The 18388-nt window shown below is 56.7% G+C and carries 17 protein-coding genes; 7 read left to right on the forward strand and 10 right to left on the reverse strand.

Going from position 1 to position 18388, the window contains the following annotated elements:
• The first annotated feature begins 78 nt into the window (after window positions 1–78).
• The 3 genes from HY57_RS12995 to HY57_RS13010 all read left to right on the forward strand — a co-directional run bounded on the left by HY57_RS12995 (window position 79) and on the right by HY57_RS13010 (window position 4136).
• Window positions 79–1017 (forward strand): ATP-binding protein, encoded by a 939-nt coding sequence (locus HY57_RS12995; protein WP_019467600.1) that lies wholly within the window; start codon window positions 79–81, stop codon window positions 1015–1017.
• Between the two features lie 449 nt (window positions 1018–1466).
• The gene (locus HY57_RS21625; RefSeq protein ID WP_144240824.1) at window positions 1467–2840 is read left to right on the forward strand and encodes a hypothetical protein; all 1374 of its coding nucleotides are present in this window, start codon (window positions 1467–1469) and stop codon (window positions 2838–2840) included.
• Window positions 2841–3107: 267 nt separating this feature from the next.
• The gene (locus HY57_RS13010) at window positions 3108–4136 is read left to right on the forward strand and encodes a hypothetical protein (RefSeq protein ID WP_144240825.1); all 1029 of its coding nucleotides are present in this window, start codon (window positions 3108–3110) and stop codon (window positions 4134–4136) included.
• Between the two features lie 206 nt (window positions 4137–4342).
• Here the strand turns inward: HY57_RS13010 and HY57_RS13015 are convergent, their stop codons facing one another.
• Window positions 4343–4618, reverse strand: coding sequence for a helix-turn-helix domain-containing protein (locus HY57_RS13015; RefSeq protein WP_235186562.1), 276 nt, complete (start codon window positions 4616–4618; stop codon window positions 4343–4345).
• A gap of 172 nt (window positions 4619–4790) precedes the next feature.
• Here HY57_RS13015 and HY57_RS13020 point away from each other — a divergent pair, with 172 nt between their 5' ends.
• Window positions 4791–5585: a hypothetical protein gene (locus tag HY57_RS13020; protein ID WP_038579830.1), complete on the forward strand. Its 795-nt coding sequence runs from the start codon at window positions 4791–4793 to the stop codon at window positions 5583–5585.
• A gap of 372 nt (window positions 5586–5957) precedes the next feature.
• Here HY57_RS13020 and HY57_RS13025 read toward each other — a convergent pair whose 3' ends face one another.
• Complete coding sequence (locus HY57_RS13025) at window positions 5958–6407, reverse strand: MarR family winged helix-turn-helix transcriptional regulator (protein ID WP_019467593.1); 450 nt, start codon at window positions 6405–6407, stop codon at window positions 5958–5960.
• Between the two features lie 48 nt (window positions 6408–6455).
• Complete coding sequence (locus HY57_RS13030; protein WP_019467592.1) at window positions 6456–8015, reverse strand: DHA2 family efflux MFS transporter permease subunit; 1560 nt, start codon at window positions 8013–8015, stop codon at window positions 6456–6458.
• A gap of 529 nt (window positions 8016–8544) precedes the next feature.
• Here HY57_RS13030 and HY57_RS21630 point away from each other — a divergent pair.
• Window positions 8545–8835: a Tn3 family transposase gene (locus HY57_RS21630; RefSeq protein WP_144240826.1), complete on the forward strand. Its 291-nt coding sequence runs from the start codon at window positions 8545–8547 to the stop codon at window positions 8833–8835.
• On the opposite strand, the gene HY57_RS13035 is transcribed toward HY57_RS21630, so the two are convergent.
• From HY57_RS13035 to HY57_RS13045, 3 genes are all read right to left on the reverse strand, one after another.
• Window positions 8804–9088 carry a hypothetical protein gene (locus tag HY57_RS13035; protein WP_050997999.1) on the reverse strand — a complete coding sequence of 95 codons (285 nt, stop codon included), beginning with the start codon at window positions 9086–9088 and terminating at the stop codon, window positions 8804–8806. The two genes, HY57_RS21630 and HY57_RS13035, sit on opposite strands and share 32 nt — an antisense overlap.
• A 239-nt stretch (window positions 9089–9327) precedes the next feature.
• On the reverse strand, window positions 9328–10335 hold the full coding sequence (cydB, locus tag HY57_RS13040) for a cytochrome d ubiquinol oxidase subunit II (RefSeq protein WP_019467589.1): 1008 nt from the start codon (window positions 10333–10335) through the stop codon (window positions 9328–9330).
• Between the two features lie 5 nt (window positions 10336–10340).
• Window positions 10341–11759, reverse strand: a complete 1419-nt coding sequence (locus HY57_RS13045) for a cytochrome ubiquinol oxidase subunit I (protein ID WP_019467588.1) — start codon at window positions 11757–11759, stop codon at window positions 10341–10343.
• A 960-nt stretch (window positions 11760–12719) separates the two neighbouring features.
• Between HY57_RS13045 and HY57_RS13050 the strand changes: the two genes are divergently transcribed.
• On the forward strand, window positions 12720–13850 hold the full coding sequence (locus HY57_RS13050) for an ATP-binding protein (protein ID WP_019467587.1): 1131 nt from the start codon (window positions 12720–12722) through the stop codon (window positions 13848–13850).
• 354 nt (window positions 13851–14204) lie between these two features.
• Window positions 14205–15119 (forward strand): alpha/beta fold hydrolase, encoded by a 915-nt coding sequence (locus tag HY57_RS13055; protein WP_430536793.1) that lies wholly within the window; start codon window positions 14205–14207, stop codon window positions 15117–15119.
• Window positions 15120–15557: 438 nt separating this feature from the next.
• On the opposite strand, the gene HY57_RS13060 is transcribed toward HY57_RS13055, so the two are convergent.
• The 4 genes from HY57_RS13060 to HY57_RS13070 all read right to left on the reverse strand — a co-directional run bounded on the left by HY57_RS13060 (window position 15558) and on the right by HY57_RS13070 (window position 18304).
• Entirely contained in the window at window positions 15558–16049 is a 492-nt protein-coding gene (locus tag HY57_RS13060) for an Ohr family peroxiredoxin (RefSeq protein WP_019467585.1), read from the reverse strand.
• A gap of 169 nt (window positions 16050–16218) precedes the next feature.
• Window positions 16219–16392, reverse strand: a complete 174-nt coding sequence (locus tag HY57_RS22300; protein WP_019467584.1) for a hypothetical protein — start codon at window positions 16390–16392, stop codon at window positions 16219–16221.
• 409 nt (window positions 16393–16801) lie between these two features.
• Window positions 16802–17785: a LysR family transcriptional regulator gene (locus tag HY57_RS13065; RefSeq protein ID WP_235186563.1), complete on the reverse strand. Its 984-nt coding sequence runs from the start codon at window positions 17783–17785 to the stop codon at window positions 16802–16804.
• 123 nt (window positions 17786–17908) lie between these two features.
• Window positions 17909–18304: a hypothetical protein gene (locus HY57_RS13070; RefSeq protein ID WP_019467582.1), complete on the reverse strand. Its 396-nt coding sequence runs from the start codon at window positions 18302–18304 to the stop codon at window positions 17909–17911.
• Window positions 18305–18388: the final 84 nt, after the last annotated feature.

Genomic DNA, 18388 nt, shown 5'->3' on the forward strand with positions numbered 1-18388 from the left:
CGCGCACCCGCGCAGTGTCGTCAATCGCCTAGTGGCGGGTGTCGAGAAGAAGTTCAATGAAAAATACAGGAGTGGATGATGGATGTGTTGAACGAGCGTGATGCCAAGCGTGAGAAGGTTTGGCATGAGCACCCTATCATCTGCGAGTGCGCCGTGCTGCCCACTCGCTCGGTTCGGGATGCTGTCGCCAGGGTTCTACGCATAACAAGAAAGGCGCGTGCTTCCATTGCCTTCTATGCTGACCCGCAGACCGGAAAATCCTCCTGCATCCGGGCCATTAAAAGAGAGCTTGAAAGACGCATTCCCGGGGTCGGTATCGTCTCGCTAGAGGCGGTAGATGACAAGCAGCAAGCGGAAGGGAGGCTTCTGATTGGCATCCTGAATGCGATCGATTTCGCAGGGAAGATCGATCGCGACCTTGCGATGAAGCGAGAGCAGGTGAAGCGCGCACTGATTGCTCTTTCGGGAGACGCCCGGCATATCGTTATTGTGATTGATGAGGCACAGGAAGTGAGCAACGACGAGTTTGTATGGATGAAGGCGGTGATCAACGGCCTGGCTGAAAGCGGAGTCAAGGTGACGACGATACTATTTGGTCAACGCGAGTTGGTGGCGCGAAAGACAGATCTTGACGCCCATGGCCGATCGGATCTTGCGAAACGATTTATGAAGAAGCTTGTTCCATTTCGTGGGCTTCGTGTTCGGAAGGATCTGTCGACATTGTTGGAGTCATTGGATAAGCCATCCGGCGATGACGGAAAAGAGGCCTGTTACACCTCCAATCTATTCCCTGAGGCGTTTGAGGGTGGATTTAGGTTCCACAATTGGCTGGGTGCATTCTGGGATCGGCTGGCCTTGATGGTTCCTCAGAAGATGCTGTCCGCTGGTCTTCCCATGGATATCGTGGCGGCGTTCTTGGCGAACATCTGCATGGAGCAAAAGGGACATGACGGACCCGAAATGACGATCTCGGAGCCTGTCATCGATAAAGCCCTCAAGCTTGCCCTGCAGGATTGATCGTGAGTCATGGTCGCAATCGCTTCGTCCCTTGGCGCGATGACTCACTACTCAGTCAGGAATCTGCTTATGCGCTATGGAATAAGATTTCCTGGTTTTCCGGGGTGGCGCCCATGAAGTTGGTCAAGGCATGCCGCTTGGTCAGTGGCGGCAAGATGACAGGATGGGAAGGGTATTGTTATAGAGATCCAAGTCACTGGATCTCTGCCATTGATAATGACTCGATCCTTCCTGCTGTGAATGGCCATTCTGCAGTCGATATGATTCGTAGATTGGCAGAGCAAGCGCAAGCAGAAGTTGGGCGGCAGTGGTGGTGCGATAACCTCCGCGTATGTGAGGTTTGTATCGGCCTTGGCGTTCATTTGCGCCTTCATCAACACAGTGCTGTGATGCGCTGCCCGTTGCATGATCGACCCCTCCGGTCGACATGCTCATCGTGTGGAAGCACGTTGTACTACTCGATCGCAAAGAAGCGGCACGCCTTCTCTTGTGGCCAGTGCGGTCATTGCTTCTTGAGCAACGGGGATATTCAGTTTTTTCACTTGGATCACGATCGCGCATTCGTCGATCACGCGTGTGAGAGCGCGCAACAATGGCTTGATGCCCTGAATATTGGAGTCCGGGTCGATTGCATCGAGTATGGCATCGTGAAAAAAGGGGTAATCTCGACGTTTGCGTGGGGCAGGGACGGTCGGCTGGATACCCGCGATCTCTATCTTAGTGCGCTTCGGCGATCATCGGATTCGGTCCCGTCGTGGCTGCGGGAGCCGGTAGCCTTCGAGGGAGAGTTGTCCATTGCAAGCGTGCATCGGGCGGATGGCCGTCCTGGGAAAGGCCTTGCTTGCGCCAGCAAGGTACGTCGCTGGGTGATCCGGGACGTCAAGGATCAAAACCCACTCGCTGGTTTGTTGGGAGATGGCCGACCCGACCCAGAGGCATTGCAGCAGGTCGCGCACGGGCTCTTGAGCTATAAGCGACGGTGCGACGGTTTCACACCCAAGCAATGGCGCAGCGATGTACAAAAGCTCATGGCACCCCTGCTTTCGATTTGTGAGCCATCGGTCAAAGCGGACTTGGACGATCTTCCGCGCGATCATGTCTCTAGGCGGTTTGTTGAGCGGCAGCATTTGGCGATCCGGCGCGTGACAGCAACGTTCCTCAAGAGCATCGCGCCAAACCATGGAGACTGCTGGGAAGTTGTCGATAAGATTCGTGGCCTGTCGGGCCATGGTCATCGTTTGGAACCTGAGCTGCTGGATTGCTGCCCTTTGGCTCTCGGGTTTTGGTTATGGCGAGACCGCGCTACCTGGGTCTTTGGTGACGTACAAGATCGCTGCACGGAATTGTCTGGTGGCCTTGGCTCGCGGATGGATGCAGCAAATCTGGATGTGCTCCTCTATGCGCTGGAGCGGAGCGATCTTCACGCGAGTGTCATAGCCGCACACTATTGCCTCACAGGAAAAATCCGGGCCGAAGAGGAGGCTAGCTACCTGCATGCACTAGACCTTTGGCGTGGTGGGCGGCACTACTTCAGCGCGGAGCATGAAATGTGGCTGGACTATGGCGAACAGGCACATGCCGCGACGTTTGTACGAGCTGATGCGACATGCCTTATGCGTTCAGTGAAATGCACGGGTATGGAGCCTTATTTTCACGCCCTGCGTAAGTGGCTTCGCGCCATTCCGGCCGCAGATCGTCCGATAGGAGAGACTCGATACAAAGACTTCGAGCACGCGTGGACGGAGTACAGCGAACGTCCGTTTAGTCCAGTTCCTACGGCACACGATGCGTGGCTATTCTTTGGCGGCGAAGCGGGCGCTTAGCGGCATTGTTTGGAATCGCCGACAGTTCGCCCGCGAGCGATCATCGGAAGGAACGGTTGCCTGGGTCACGACATTGGAAGACGCACGGGTATTCTCAAATGGGTGTGCGGCCGAGTTCGGTGCCCCCGGGCATACCAATACGAGGTGAGGTGACCGGTAGCTGTAGGCGCGCGCCGGGTCGACTGCGGTTGTCGGTGAGCAGTGCGGCATGTATAAGCGAACACAGGGGTTTGTTGTCCTCCAAGGGTAGACATTCGTAGTATGCATATGCGCAAGTTCTATACGCTGTCTCACTCCGAGTCCATCGCATTGGGTTGTTTCAACTCCTCGGATGACGAGGTTCCAATTTGGGTCGGCTCCCCTTTTTTTGGACTACCGTCCAGCGAGGTCGATTGTTTCCGGCCGCCAGCACCACTTAACTGCCTTTTGTTGCTCGACGTGAATATTCTTGGAGCTATCCGGGCGCGGAAGAACGTAACAAACGTTCGGAGTTTGTTTGCTTGGGCGGCAAGCCAAGGACTGGAAGTAACGCCGATTGTCGCCGTGGCTGAGCAACATCGGACCCATGGCGCTCCGGATAAGGCGTTTCGACACTACGTTGACGTTCTTCGGACCGACTATCTCTATGATCTTCCGACTCAGGAGGTCGATAGACTGCTGGGGGTATTCAAGGAGTTCTCGCCGGCAGTAGCTGATAACGTCAATTTTATTGCGAACTACTTCGTGTTGATTAAGCACTTCTATAACAAGCGCTGGTCCGTGGATAGAAAGGTTAAGGAGTTTGCTGAGCTAGTGCGTGAGCGAAACGTGCCGGTGTTGGCATTTGCTTTTCTGCTCGGCTGCGTCTATTTCTACGTCCGCGACAATCCAGGGCAGTTCCCGCCCGCGATAGTAAGCAAAGTGCAAAGCGACATGTGCGTTTACGCGGATAAGAAAAAAGAACGGGTTCACCTCAGGAATCTGGCGTCCGACTTAATGTTGCTCAGCGCACCTGCCGAAATATTCTTCAATCACGAGACGTCGGAATTCAATTTCTGCTATGTAGCATCTGGCGACGTAAGCATCGGCTTGGCTCTAACGGAGATTGCTTACACGCAGGTCGTCGTGAATGATAAGCGATGTTTCGGAAGCCTCGGATTTAGGCCGTCAGGCACTGTGTCCGACGTCCTAGAGGCTGCGGTTACTAAATATTTGCGTCAAAGCTCTCAGCAAAGTTTTTCCTTCAAAGGGCGTGGCGACGGACGCTTCGATAACTTGGAGCGGCTTGCCGAGGAGATGCTAAGCGGCCACCCCTAGTTGCCTGTGACGCGTCGCTTATCGATCGCGTCTTTAACGTTCAACATTCATGGCGCGTCAGCCGAGAAGGAGGGCGGTTGCAAATCGCCTGAATAAGGTGGTGTCTGCTCATCGCCTTAGCGACTGTATGGTCGGTCGTTCAGTCAAGACCGAGAGGGTATGGGATGCCTGCGCCCCTGGGCATGCGAAGAGCAATCTGGAAGTGATTAACTCTTCGGGCGGTTGATGCCCTTCGCCAGATGAACTAATTGTCTTCGTTGTGCGCCTGATCCGCGATGGAAGGCGAGGATGCACATGGCAAGAGCGTCGTCCTCGGCGTAGAAATAGGGTAGCGGGACATCCAGAACGAGTCCTAGATTGGCCAGGGTGCCAACCCCAGGCATGTGTGTCGAGCGCTCATATTGGTTGATGCGGGCGGATGCCACCGACGGCTCGAGACCCGCGTTGATCCCCAAAACGCGCTGGGACAGCCCAGCAGCCAAGCGGGCCTCCTTGAGACGCCCGCCCACAACGGCCTGTTTTGAACTCCGTCCTGCCAACTCATGCACCCCGTTTGTGACAGGGCAAAGCTTTGAGTGGCACGGCTTGGCTGCATACTAAGACTTCCTTAGTATCATGACCCCACCCCCTAGCGCCGATCGATTGAGGAACGTCGTGAATCCCAGTGATCTAACCGCCAACCTCTATCTGTCCGCAGCCTTACGTGTCGCCGGCGACGTGGCTATGACGCGACTAATGCCTCTGGGGATGACTCGCAAGTCATTGTCTCCGCATGAGAATTTTTCCCAGCGCATCTTGTTAGCTCTTCAGGCCCTTGGAGTGATTGAGCCGGAACTCGGTCAGGCCGAAGCTGAGGACTGGCTGCTCGCCAAGGACTGGCAGCGGTATGGTTTTGACAGTGTGGCGTGGCGAATCCGATGGAGCCCCCGGGATTGCCGACAGCGGCATGACGACGCGAGGCGGCTGCTCAGCGATATCGAGCCATCCGAAGAAACTCTGGAAGCGCTGCTGGCTATTTGGAGGGATCTGGCGCTCGGGGAGGCCATTCAGTACGCCGGGTGGAGCTTGGACAGGTTCGGCTATAACCCTCAATGGGGTATGGCTGCCGCCGTAGAGCTCAGCCAGGCACTGGAGTGGTTCAGTGTCGGGCAAGTGATGTACCTCGTCCTACAGGCGGCTCGGATTGTCGCAAAGACGCATCAGCAGAGTGGGGCAGGGAGTCAGCGACTCGGTGAGGTATTTGTCAGTACGGTAGGCAGCCTCAATCGAAGGGCCGTTGCCGAAAAGTGGGACGTCAAGGACCTGGCGCGCCCATCGGAGCTACCTCTGAGCGAAATCTCGTCGATATTTGCGTATGAGGTCACTCGTCTGGATGAGGACTATTTTTCTCGGTGCCCCAACGCGGATGCACTGCTCAATGGGCTGCTTCGATTCCGAACCCTTCATTGAGCTGCCCGATTTTTCGCCGCGTCAACACCCGTGCAGCTCCACTGGTTCGGTAATGGCAAATTGCTCAATGCCAGGGTGAGAAGTTGAGGCGTCATAGGCGCCACAGTTCTGCGTGGTAGACGGATCTGGCTGATTGCGACGCACCGGCGATAACCAGCGCTTATCGGGCGTAGTCAGATTTGCTGTTCAGGTCGTCGGTAATAGGGCACAGCTGAGGGCAGGCGCGCCCTTGGGCGATCATCTGGTCGCTGATCACCTTGGCGGGCTGCTTGGGCAGCACAATCAGTCGGTGGCACCTGGATCAGGCACTCAAATGAGTCCTATGGGCGGCCTTTGCGGCTACAAGGTGGATTTAGGGCCTCCCTGGGCGCATCAACTACTGTCAGTTCCATCAATGAACTTGGCGAGCAATCGCTGGAGCTCGGCGAACTCGGTCTTACTGAAATGCCGAAGCCGACGATTCAGCACCTGCGGTGCGATTCCCGAGGCCTCTTCGGCCAATGCATGACCGGCCCTGGTCAGCCCTAAATGGATAACTCGACGGTCTTGATCACTCCGGCGACGTGTCAGCCAACCCTGCAATTCAAGCTTGTCGAGCATGCGCGTCATCAGGCCAGTATCGATGGCTAGCAGCCTAGATAGCTCGAGAGGGGTCTGTGCCAGACCACGAGCTACTGAAAGAATCACGCCCATCTGTTGACTGGTGATGCCAAGATCTTTCAGGGCTGAATCCAGGTCGGCCGCTACAAGGTTGCGGGATTTGGAAAGCATGAAGCCAATGCTCTGCGTGACGGTGAAGTTCTTCTTGTTGTAGTGCTCCATGGCACGCACCTCGCTGTTTGAAACCTAACTGCCCGTAACTGTCGCCGTCTAATGTCCGGCTGCCGCAGCGCCGGCTCCCGCGCCCTTGCCGGGCTTGGTTACCCAGATCAAAGGAATGATGGCGATAAACGTCACCGCAGACAGCCAAAAGATGTCGTTGAGGCCGAGCATGGCGGCTTGTGCCGTCAGCTTGGTTTCGAAGAATGCCACAGCCCGGTCCGCGCTAACATGGAGCGATCGCTCCAGTGATGTGATCGAGTCGAGGAACACGGGGTTATATGGAGTCGCCTGCTCCATCAAACGGGCGTGGTGCATGATCGTGCGATTGCTCCAGCCCGTGCTGAGCAGGGACGTTCCTACGGCACCCGCAAACACGCGAACGAAATTCGACAGGCCCGCGGCCGCAGGTATTTTCTCTGGCGATAGACCGGAAAGAATGATGGCCGTCAAGGGCACAAAGAACAGGGCCGTGGGGATTCCTTGCAGCAGGGTAGGTACTACTAGGGTGTGAGCATCGACGCCCGTGGTGTAGTTCGACCGCATAAGGAACACCAGGGCAAAGCCGATGAAGGCCAGCGTGGCAAGGACCCTAGGGTCGGACTTCGGCATGATCCTGCCCATGATCGGCGCCAACACGACAGCGAAGATACCCAAGGGGGCGGTAACCAAGCCGGCATCCACCGATCGATATCCGAGGAATTCCTGCATCCATTGTGGCAACAGCACCAGGTTGGCGAAGAAGATCCCATAGGCGACCGAGATGGCGACTGTGCCGCCAAGGAAATTTCTTCCCGCAAAGAGTCGAAGGTCAACGATAGGCCTTTGTTCGGTCAGTTCCCAGATGAGGAAGAATACGAAGGCTACCGCAGCGAAAACCGCCAGAAGGCAGATCACCGGTGAGTTGAACCAGTCGAGATCCTTACCCTTGTCGAGCAGGATCTGTAGAGCGGCCACCCAGGCAATCAACGACAGCAGGCCTACTTTGTCTATGGGCAACCTATGCGTTGCTGTTTCCCGGTCGCGATAAAGGAACCAGACAACGGCTGCCGCGAACAGGCCCACCGGCACGTTGATATAGAAAATCCAGGACCAGCTATAGCTGTCCGTGATCCATCCGCCCAGTGCTGGACCTGCGATGGGGCCGACAGTCGCTGTCATCGCCCACAAAGACAGAGCGCTAGAGCTCTTTTCCTTTGGGAACGTGGTGAGTAGCAGAGCCTGTGACAACGGCACTAGTGGGCCTGCGGCAGCGCCCTGCAGAACACGGGCGCCGAGCAGTATGGGCAGGGTTGGAGACAGGCCACACAGCCAGGAGGAGAGCACGAACAGCAGGATCGCCCCTGTGAACAGCCTCACCTGGCCAATGCGCTGAGTAAGCCAGCCCGTGAGTGGAATGGAAATAGCGTTGGCAGCAGCGAACAGTGTAATGACCCAGGTACCTTCGTCCACGGATACGCCAAGGTTTCCAGAAATGGTCGGTACGGCGACGTTGGCAATGGAGGAGTCCAGGACGTTCATAAAGGTGGCGAGCGCCACCGCAATGGCACCGAGCGCAAACCGCGCTCCAGTCAGTGGTGCGGGGACGGAAGGGGGCAACTGCGTGGTCATGGTGGGATCCGGCGAGGTACCTGTGGATGCACTCCCGACCATTTATTTGACTAGTCAGATAAATGGTCGGAAAGAAGGCGAGACCACTCTTCACGAACGCCTGGAGTTCATGCGTTTGCGATCAGGGCGCCATCTCGCCTATCGATGGTGTTGAATATATCTGACTTATCAGATATATTCAACACCATGACCGCATGAGTCGCAGGGGTGGTGGCTGGTGACATACTGCGCTGCCGCCGATCCCGCACGGGGCGCTTCCTAGAGAGCTGTTCGCGACGCGCAATCAGCTATTCAAGGGCGTGGGTAAAACCCAGCTACCGATGCCTCGGGCATGGCCATGATGATGCCCGCAATACAGGCGCCGCAGATCATGGCGGCCACGCAAGGGCTGGAGGACGAACGCACCTTTCGCTCCGCCGAAGAGGTCGCTGTTGATTTCATACAGCGCCCCGTCGCGAACTCCTGGAGAGCATCATGACGTGATCGGACATGATGAGCCTGCAGACTTCGCGTCACTTGTGGCTCGCGCGTGAATCCGCATCAGCGCATTCCGGCCATTGGTGCGTATCACCACGTACTGGTTCAATGGAGCGTGGTGTACGACTTGCTGATCGTACTGATGAATCGTCAGGCTGTTGACGCGATCGAGGACGTCATTCGGCAGCCGGGCATTGAGGTCGAACAGCTGTCCGTCGACACCTATGGGTTCACCGATGTTGAGATGGGTATGCGGCGGCTACGTCGTCATCTTCATGAACATGATGAATATCGGGTGCCGGGCTTGGGAGTCAATACGAATCGTTGCCGGCGCCAGTCATGAGATCCCACACACGGTCCACGTCGCCCTCAGCCAGCACCTCGTATGCGGACTTTCCTTCCAGACGGCGCTGCCGAAGACACATCCAGCTTGCAGCTCTTTCTCGGGTCCCGAGCGCCTGCATGACCATGTTTGCAAGCGTGTTTGCCTCATTTTCAAGCAAATCGAAGGCCTCCATTCGTGCTTTATCTCGTAGTGATTCCACCGCCGCAAGGCTGGCCACAGTCTCATCAAAAATGCCCATTCGAGCGCGCATTACAACCTCCAATCTCTCTCGTTGCCAGGGCCAATAGATGACCTTTGAAGTTGGCGATCCTTTAGCCCGCGTTTGGGCGGTTCCTATTCCTAATAGCACGGAGTCACTTTGCCTGCTTTCTCACCTCTAGCTGGGCACAAGCAATCGAACTGCCATAGCAATCATCGTGACCGCAATAACCCCGCCCGAGTACAAAGCGAAGAACCAAAACCATGTTTTGTCCTTCCGTGGCACGGTCATCAGTGGTAACCAGGGTCGTTAGCCCGTACCTTGCCGCGGAATATCCAGTACGACGCAGCCGTGTATACCAAGATGATGGGCACGACAATCGCCGCTCCAACAAGGGTGAATGCCTGGCTCGAATAGGGTGCCGATGCCGCCCACAGATCCAGCGAGGGAGGGAGAATGTTTGGGAAGATGCTGATCAGTAGCCCCGAATAGCCAAGAGACATAATGCCCAGGGCCAGGAGGAAGGGGTGACGGTCGTGTTGACGTCTTACTGAGACTTGGATGCCGATCACGCAGGCAACCACGAGCAACGGTACGGGGAGGAAGTAAAAAAGATTGGGCAGCGTGAGCCATCGGCGGGCGATGGTTGGTTGGCCAAGCACCGTCCACACGCTTACAGCCACGATAAAGACAAACAGAAGCCACGTTAATGGCTTCATGGCGACATACATACGCCGTTGTAGCTCACCCTCCGTCTTCATGATGAGCCACCCGCACGCGAGCGTGGCGTAGGTGACCCAAAGACCTAAGCCCACCAGCAGACCAAAGGGCGAGAGCCAGTCGAACGGCCCGCCTGCATACTGGCGCCCAACGACAGGAATTCCTTGGAGCACTGTGCCCAGGATGAGGCCCTGACAGAAGATGGCGGTGGCCGAGCCGATCATGAATGCCAGATCCCAAAGGTGTTGCGAACGGCGGGCCTTGGCGCGTATTTCAAATGCCACGCCCCGGAAGATGAGCCCGCATACCATGCCAATGACCGGCAGGTACGCTGCCGGAAGAAGGACTGAGTACGCGACGGGGAAGGCTGCAAAAAGGCCTGCTCCGCCTAGTACCATCCATGTCTCATTGCCGTCCCATACCGGGGCAACGGTGTTGAGCATGATTTGCCGCTCGTGCTCCCGATGGAAGAGCGGGAATAGCAGCCCAATGCCAAGATCAAATCCATCCAGAACAACATACAGAAACACGCCAAAAGCGATGATGGCACCCCATACAAGTGCGATGTCAAAGGTCATAGAAGCTACTCGTCAATGAATTCAGTCGGACGCGACAATGGACGATGGTCAAACCGCTGGTTGCCCTTGCCGGTGTCGGTGCCCACCTCGTCCATTTCGTCATTAAAGGGGGCCGGGCCTTTCACCATCAGCTTGAGCATGTAGTAGATGCCTGTACCAAATACCGCGAAGTACACGACCACTAGCACCATCAGAGAGGTGCCAACCTGTTGCGCTGATACCGCCGACACCGCGTCGCGCGTGCGCAACACGCCATAGACAACCCATGGCTGTCGACCGCTTTCAGTGGTGATCCATCCCGCGATGAGAGCGATCAAGCCCGATGGTCCCATCAGCATCGCAAACCGAAGAAAGAAGCGCGCGTTATAGATCCGGTCACCGCGACGCAATGCCAGGCCGAGAAGAGCCATGGCAAGCAACAGCAAGCCCATGGCCACCATCAATCGAAAACTCCAGAACACGATGGTCGAATTTGGCCGATCTTCGGGTGGGAAATTCTTGAGACCCTGGATTTCGCCCGTCCATGAGTGCGCGAGGATGACGCTGCCAAGGTGGGGAACCTTGATCGCGTAGCGGGTTTCCTCTCGGTCCATATCGGGCCACCCCACCAGATTGAGCGAAGTGCCCCCCTTTTCGGTCTCCCATAAGCCCTCAATAGCCGCGATCTTGGCGGGTTGATACTTGCGGGTATTGAGGCCATGGGCGTCGCCGACACCGATTTGGATTGGCACGATGACCAATAGAAGCCACAGCCCCATCGAAAAAGCTTTCCGAACGGGGCGGTCCTGTCTTCCCGCCAACATGTGCCAGGCTGAGCAGGCTACGACCAGGCATCCGGCGACGATGAACGAGGCCAGGGTCATGTGCACCCATCGATAAGGAAATGATGGATTGAAGATAATTTTGATCCAATCGACGGGAACAATACGGCCGTCTTGCCACATGTAACCTTGCGGCGTGTGCATCCAACTATTGGATGCGAGGATCCAGAAGGTTGAAATCAACGTTCCCGTTGCGACCATGAGCGTTGCAAAAAAGTGAGCGGATGGCCTGACCTTGTGCCAGCCGAACAACATGACGCCAAGAAAGCCGGCCTCAAGGAAGAACGCCGTCAACACCTCGTAGGTGAGCAGTGGCCCCGTCACGCTGCCTGCCGCATTAGAAAATCCAGCCCAGTTTGTGCCGAACTCGTAGCTCATCACGACACCTGAAACTACGCCCATGGAAAAGCCAACGGCGAAGATCTTTGACCAGAAGAAGAACAGCACTCGATAGACGGGGCGCTTGGTCATTAGCCAGGCGCCCTCTAGAACGACAAGGTAGTTGGCCAAGCCAATGCTTATGGCCGGAAAGATGATGTGAAAAGAGACAGTGAACGCGAACTGCCATCGCGCCAAAAGAAGCGCATCGCCAGGCATGGCCATGGCTACCCCTTCCTGCGCTTATCAGTCGACTGAAGATAAGTCGCCATTCGAAGCGCGACGCAATTCGTCCAGCGAACACAGGGGCACCTGTTCATCCAGTGCGTAAGCCGATCTTGATGCGGTTGCTTGCTACTTTCCGCAAGACTGCAAGAACGTATGTTTGTCATCGATTCGGTAGAGTATCGCGGAGAGAGATTTGCATGTCGTGCATGGATTGACGCGAAGCCATGCGCCACTCATTTTCAATTCGATTGCCAGGAGATCTCAGTGTTCTCATCTGGCGTACTGATGGCCAGCACTCAGGCAATTGAGATCATGCGATCTCGCCACGGATGGGTGCGATCTAGATATGGTGATGCCACCAAAGTGAAGCCTTTTGTGCTTCACTGGCATGCTAGGTTTCGGCCAAGCGAACGGCTAGGTGCTTCAATGGGCGCACAGTGTTGCCGTCCTTGCATCAATCCGGCCGGCACTTTCGCATCTCATCAGTTTTGGTGAGACAGCAAGGCCTACTACTCTATGCGTGCCGGGTCGTGATCGATGTCTAGCGAGGATTGGTGGCTATTACTCGATACGCATCGTGATGCCGATATAGCGCAACTATCAACATCAAGTGTCGCTTGACCGTTTTCTGGTCCTTCTGTCCTGATGGCGTAAAGATTCGATCGCCAAGAAGGGCTAAGTGTCTCTGGTGCAAAAAAAGATGCGTTCTTGATGAGCCCATTGGATGCATAGGTGCTGTCCGCCACTCGGCTCTCCCAAAGTCATTGTTGTCGGGAGTGCAACGCAGTTATCCACTGACTATCGCTACTGTGACGTACGGATAGCGGCTAGCATCACTCCCGACTCATCGTTCCTGTCCATCGCATCTAGCCATGGATCGTCTCACATCTCAGCGAAGCCGGCACAAGAATCATGAATAGCGAACTATCGTGCGCAAGAGTCGATGAGAGGAATTCCATGAATTCTTGGGGCGCCGTTGCTCTGTCGACGCGAGTCATTGCAATCATAATTACGGATCGCAACGGCCAGATCTCCGGATGGAACGAAGGCGCCAAGAGCACGTTTGGATATCGCGAGAACGAGGTGCTTGGGCAGCCATTTGACTCGCTAATTGAACATGCCGCGACGGGCGACATAGCTAGCGAAACGATTGGACATTTCGGTCAGTTCCGGTGGTACCGCCATAAAAGCGGGCGGCGCTTGTTATGTACAGAAAAGATGACTATCCATGACATGTGCGCTGACGGCCTTGGCGGTTACGTTTGGTGCATCTGTGATACCACGCCTCTGCGAGAACGATTCCTTCAATTGCAGAAGGAGCTGGTCGAGCGTGATCGACGCGAGAAGGCGGTTCTCGCCGATGAATCAAAGGACCGGTGCATGGCCCTGATATCGCACGAGCTCAAGCAACCATTGGCCATGATGATGATAAGCATCGAAAGGATGCTCGATGCCACGTCCGACATTCGAGATTCGCGGCTGGTGGGCGAACTTCAGGCCTTGAGCGGTGCGGTTCGTCGCCAGGCTCGGATCGTCGACGATCTTCTCGAGCTGTCGCGGGCGCGGAACGGGAAGCTTCGCCTGGATGCGATGCTCGTCGACATGCGAGAGGTGGTTGGGTACTTGGTTTCTACTGCCGCCGCCAGTACGCCGGACCGGCATATCAGTTTGAGCTTAGATGCATCAGCGAACATGCATTGCTGGGCTGATCCGGTCAGGCTCGAACAAATCTTTTCCAATCTTCTTGACAACGCGATCAAGTTTGGTAAATCCGGCGGACGCATCGACGTACATGTGGAATCATCAGACGGTTTTGCGCGTGTTTCGGTCACTGATGACGGTGCGGGCATATCCAGAAGTTTTCTGCACAAAGTGTTCAACATGTTCGGCCAGGAAGATCGTTCCGTTGGGTCGAGAGCGGATGGGCTCGGCATTGGCCTGGCCTTGGCGCAGGAGCTAGTTAGGATCCATGGAGGTCGAATCACCGCGCGATCGGAAGGCCCTGGCTGTGGTGCGCAGTTTACCGTCTGGATCCCCCTGGCTGACGAGCTACCGGATGGATCGTGGGTAAGGCCCGCGGCTACATGACATGGCGGGCGGGCGATGGCCATTGGCCTGGCTAGCGAACTAGACGCCGCCATTTCTTACTCGCGATCACACATGGTCGCTCTCTTTTATGTGGCCTTTGTTGTGGGTAGTTGCATGGCACGGATCCATTTGTTTTGACGACTCACGCTAGAGCGATGAAATGAAAGTGACGAGACCCTCCAGTGCCGGTGATATGCGGTGTTCACGGTCGAGTTGCCAGGGGCTCTCATAGAAAAGTCAATTTACGTAATCGCAACTGAAGGAGAGATCATGAACAGAAAAGATCAGGGCACGGCCATTAGTACGTCCCGTCGCAAGGTGGTGCTTGGGGCCGGTGCTGCAGTTGCAGCAGCAATGACGGTTCCGCTTCTGTCTTCCGAAGAGGCGGCGAATGCCTCCACAACCAATCAACCAACTGGCTCGCTAGCCTCCTATCGCAGGGCGAGCGGGAAGATCGTGACCAAGGATGGCACTGAGATCTTCTACAAGGATTGGGGGGCGGGCCAACCCATCGTCTTCAGTCATGGCTGGCCTTTGTCTGCTGATGACTGGGATGCTCAGATGATGTTCTTCCTTGCCAAGGGCTATCGAGTAATCGCTCATGATCGCCGCGGTCACGGTCGATCGACACAAACGAATGACGGCAATGATATGGAGCACTATGCGGCAGATCTTGCGGCGCTTACCGAGGCGCTCGATTTGCATAACGCTATTCATATCGGTCACTCGACCGGTGGCGGCGAAGTGGTGGCCTACGTCGCACGCCACGGTCTGGCACGAACCGCGAAGATCGTTTTGATCAGTGCGGTTCCGCCAATTATGGTGAAGAACGGAGCCAACCCTGATGGCACGCCGATTGAGGTGTTCGACGGCTTCAGGAAGGCACTCCTTGAGAATCGCAGTCAATTTTACCTGGACGTTCCGTCGGGGCCGTTCTATGGCTTTAACCGGACGGGCGCGAAGGTATCCGAGGGGACCATCCGAAATTGGTGGCGCCAGGGAATGATGGGCGGAGCCAAGGCGCAGTATGACTGCATACAAGCGTTCTCGGAGACCGACTTCACCAGTGATCTGAAAAAGATCACCTTGCCCGCATTGGTTCTACATGGCGACGACGACCAGGTCGTTCCATACAAGGACTCCGCAGTGCGCTCGGCGAAGTTCCTCCAGAACGCAACCCTGAAAATCTACCCCGGACTACCTCATGGAATGTTGACCACCCATCATGAGGTCATCAACGAGGACATCCTTAAGTTCATCAAGAGCTGACGATCCACGCTTGTCATGCAACGCGACAAGTCAATGGAACCTGGAATCGTCATTGCACTATGCAAGTGTGGTGACCGCCGTACGATTTCAGATGCGGATTAAAAAAGATAGTGTGGTTATACCGACCGCGTCGATGTCCGAATGCCGTCCTCCCCCGGGGGCGTCGGCGCGGTCGGTCCCTTGTGAAGTAGTCAGAGGGTTGGGGGGGTGTGGCTTACGCCCTACCTGCGTGATGGCCTGCACCTCGGTCCTGCCACGCCTCCAACCCTCAGGGCGTAGCATGCCAGGTGGGCTGGTGGCGCCAAGTGTTGTCTATGGCGAGCCGAAGCACGGTAGCAACTGGCTACTGCGCGACAGTTTGCGCGTGGTGCGCCTAGTATTCGAGATAATGCCCCCAATGTCGGACATCGCAGCGCGCGATCTAGTGTGCGCCGATGCCTAGATCAGCGAAACTGTACATTCGATGCCTTTCCTGGCCATTTTCGCGTACGGGCAGATCCGCTCCGTGTTGCGTACCAATTTTGCTGCCATCGCCCGATCGACGCCAGGGAGGCTGATTCGAACCTGGGCGATCAGTGAGAACAGTCCATCCACCGGGTCTCTGCCGAACGTGACGGAGGCGGTGACGTCGGCATCGGGAATGTCCACGTTCGCGCGGGCGGCCAAAAGGCTCAATGCACCGTGGAAGCATGTGGCGTAGCTGGCCGCGAAGAGCTGTTCGGGATTGGTTCCTTCACCTTGCCCGCCGAGTTCCGCGGGCAGGCGTAGCTTGACGTCCAGCATTCCGTCATCGGACCGGGCGACGCCGGATGTTCGGGCATGACCGCTTTCACCTCCAGTAACTCGCACGGTGGCGGTATAGAGCGGCTGAAATTCCGTGCCGTGATACTTGTCGAGCAGGGAAGTGGGTGGGCGCTGCAGTTTGCTCATAGTGGGACCCTAGACTTCATGGTTCGGTGCGCGCGAGCCCTGGTACGGGGCGGGCCCTTTCCAGGCCGAAACGGGTAGACACACAAAGAAATACGAAGAGGCCGAAGTATCCGGCTGGCAACAGGTGTCAAGCGGCATTCTCAACAAGAGTCACGTTCATGCTTGAGAGTCAACCAAGGATGTCCGCCCCGATGGCGCCGACGCCAGCGGGTCCATGGACCGAGAAGCTCGCCACGAACACGCTTAAGGCAACCCGAAACCCGGCTCTCCTGTGGCGTAGGGAGTGGGCCTTGCGATGGTCTATCCTTGGTAGCAACAGAAACAACAAGATCGCCCTGAACATGGCGATTCAGTCCATACTAGGTTTCGTGGAAAGCAGCCAGTAGGTAGCGCGCCGGGCTCACCGTGTTGTATTTGATGCACCAATCTACCTATTGGGCGAGGATGGGCATCTGGTCCGCTCCAGGTCATCGCAAGGGGGGGGGCAAACGCCCTTAAGGAGGGAGCTTAGCAAGGCGAGTCATGCTCGGGCAGCAATGGCGCAGTACGGTGCCTTATTCATCGCTTAACAATCGCGCTCGCCTGGGCGATCCTGTCTTCGAGAGCGTGTTCAGACAGTTGTACGATGGGTTGGTGCATGTCGTCGGCTTGGCGCTGGCGACACCAATGGCACACCTCGCCTAGCTGCTGGCGCAAAAATCGGCCTTGCTGGCCAGCCTTGCATCGTGGATCACCTCAGTCAACCTCGCGGGTCATGGCAGAACAACAGCGGTGGTCGCCGGATCAGTGGCCAGGATGGGGTCTAGCGATTGCAGTTCGACGCTGGAGAGATCCAGCGCTCGGATGCGAGCAGTCATGAAATCGACGAATGCACGGATCCGCTTGGGCAGTTGCTGACGGCTCAGATAGCACAGGTAATGTCCGCGGTCATCGGGCGCGATGTGTTCTAGGCAGGTCACCAACTCGCCATTGCGAAGCGCCTCGCTAAGCTGGTAAGCCGGCAGTTGGGCTAATCCCAGGTCGGCAAGCACTGCCTGTAGGGCAAGCGAAGGGTCATTGACGACGATGTTCCCCTCTGGCGCGAGATGGCGTATCTGGCCGTTTATCTTGAAGTCCCAGTATTGCAGGCGACCATTGGCAAGACGTTGATTAATGCATGAGTGGGCTGCTACGTCGTCGATGGATTGCGGCAAACCGTGCTTGCGAGCGTAATTTGGGGATGCGCAGACGTGCATTTGCATCGGGATTAGCTGCTTGGCGATGATCTGGCTGTCGTCTAGGTAGCCGTCACGGAAGGCAATATCGATGCCGTCGGTCGCGAAGTCGACCATGCGCTCTTCAAGCAGCAGCTCAAGCGCCACTGCGGGGAAATGTGCATGGAACTCCAGCATCAGTGGTGCAACAACTTTGCGGCCAAATCCATGGGGAGCGCTGATCTTCAGCAGGCCGCGCGGAGGGCCCTCGCGCAGGTCGCGCATCTTCTCAAGCGCCTGCAGGATGCGATCGACCCCTGGGCGGCAATTCTGGTAGAACAGCTCGCCTTCGCGAGTGATGGACGTTGCGCGCGTCGTACGGCAGAACAGGCGTGCCCCGATTTGGCCCTCGAGCTTTTGCACGCTTCGGCTCACCGCAGAGCGACCTATCCCCAATCTGTCGGCAGCGCGAGAGAAGCTGCCTTCGTTGGCCACGGTGATAAAGGCGACCACGCCGGCATAACTGGCCGACAGGCTGGACACAAGAAGGTCCGAGTGGTCAGGTGAGCTTGAGGGTAACGAGATGTTTGACATGGCTCGCCAGTCTCGTCTGTGTAGTTGACCTAGCCTGCCAGCAACGCGCCATCCACGGCATCCCGAGACGGGTCAGTCGTCAGCCCCTCGATCAGGGGTGTTCCTTTGGAGGTGGATGACACGGCGGCCGTGGCGCTGGGCATCGATCGAGAAGGCACCGGGCCCAATCAGGGCGATCGCCACACAGCCACCGATATGGCCTGCAAGGAGCATTTGCTGGATCGAGTCGCCCTCAGTCAGGGCGATGGCAGCCGATATACCGAGAAGCAGGGCGGCCCACCGGGTTGCAAACCCAATCACAAGGGACAAGGCGACCAATCCTGTGGCCAGATAAGGAAAGACGGTGCCAACAAGGCCTGCAGGCACCGTCCTGGCGATGCCAAAAGCGACAAGGGCGTAACCCATGCGAAGGAACAGCAGGGCCAGCCCGGCGGCGCCATCAGGGTAGCGGCATACGTAGTTGCTCATTTGGCTACGATATCGCCATATCGCCCTGCCGCGAGGCCCTATTGAGGGGGCTCGCAGCCCCCCGATCGGGGATAAGATATAGGT

Source organism: Dyella japonica A8, from assembly GCF_000725385.1.
GTDB classification, from domain to species: domain Bacteria; phylum Pseudomonadota; class Gammaproteobacteria; order Xanthomonadales; family Rhodanobacteraceae; genus Dyella; species Dyella japonica_C.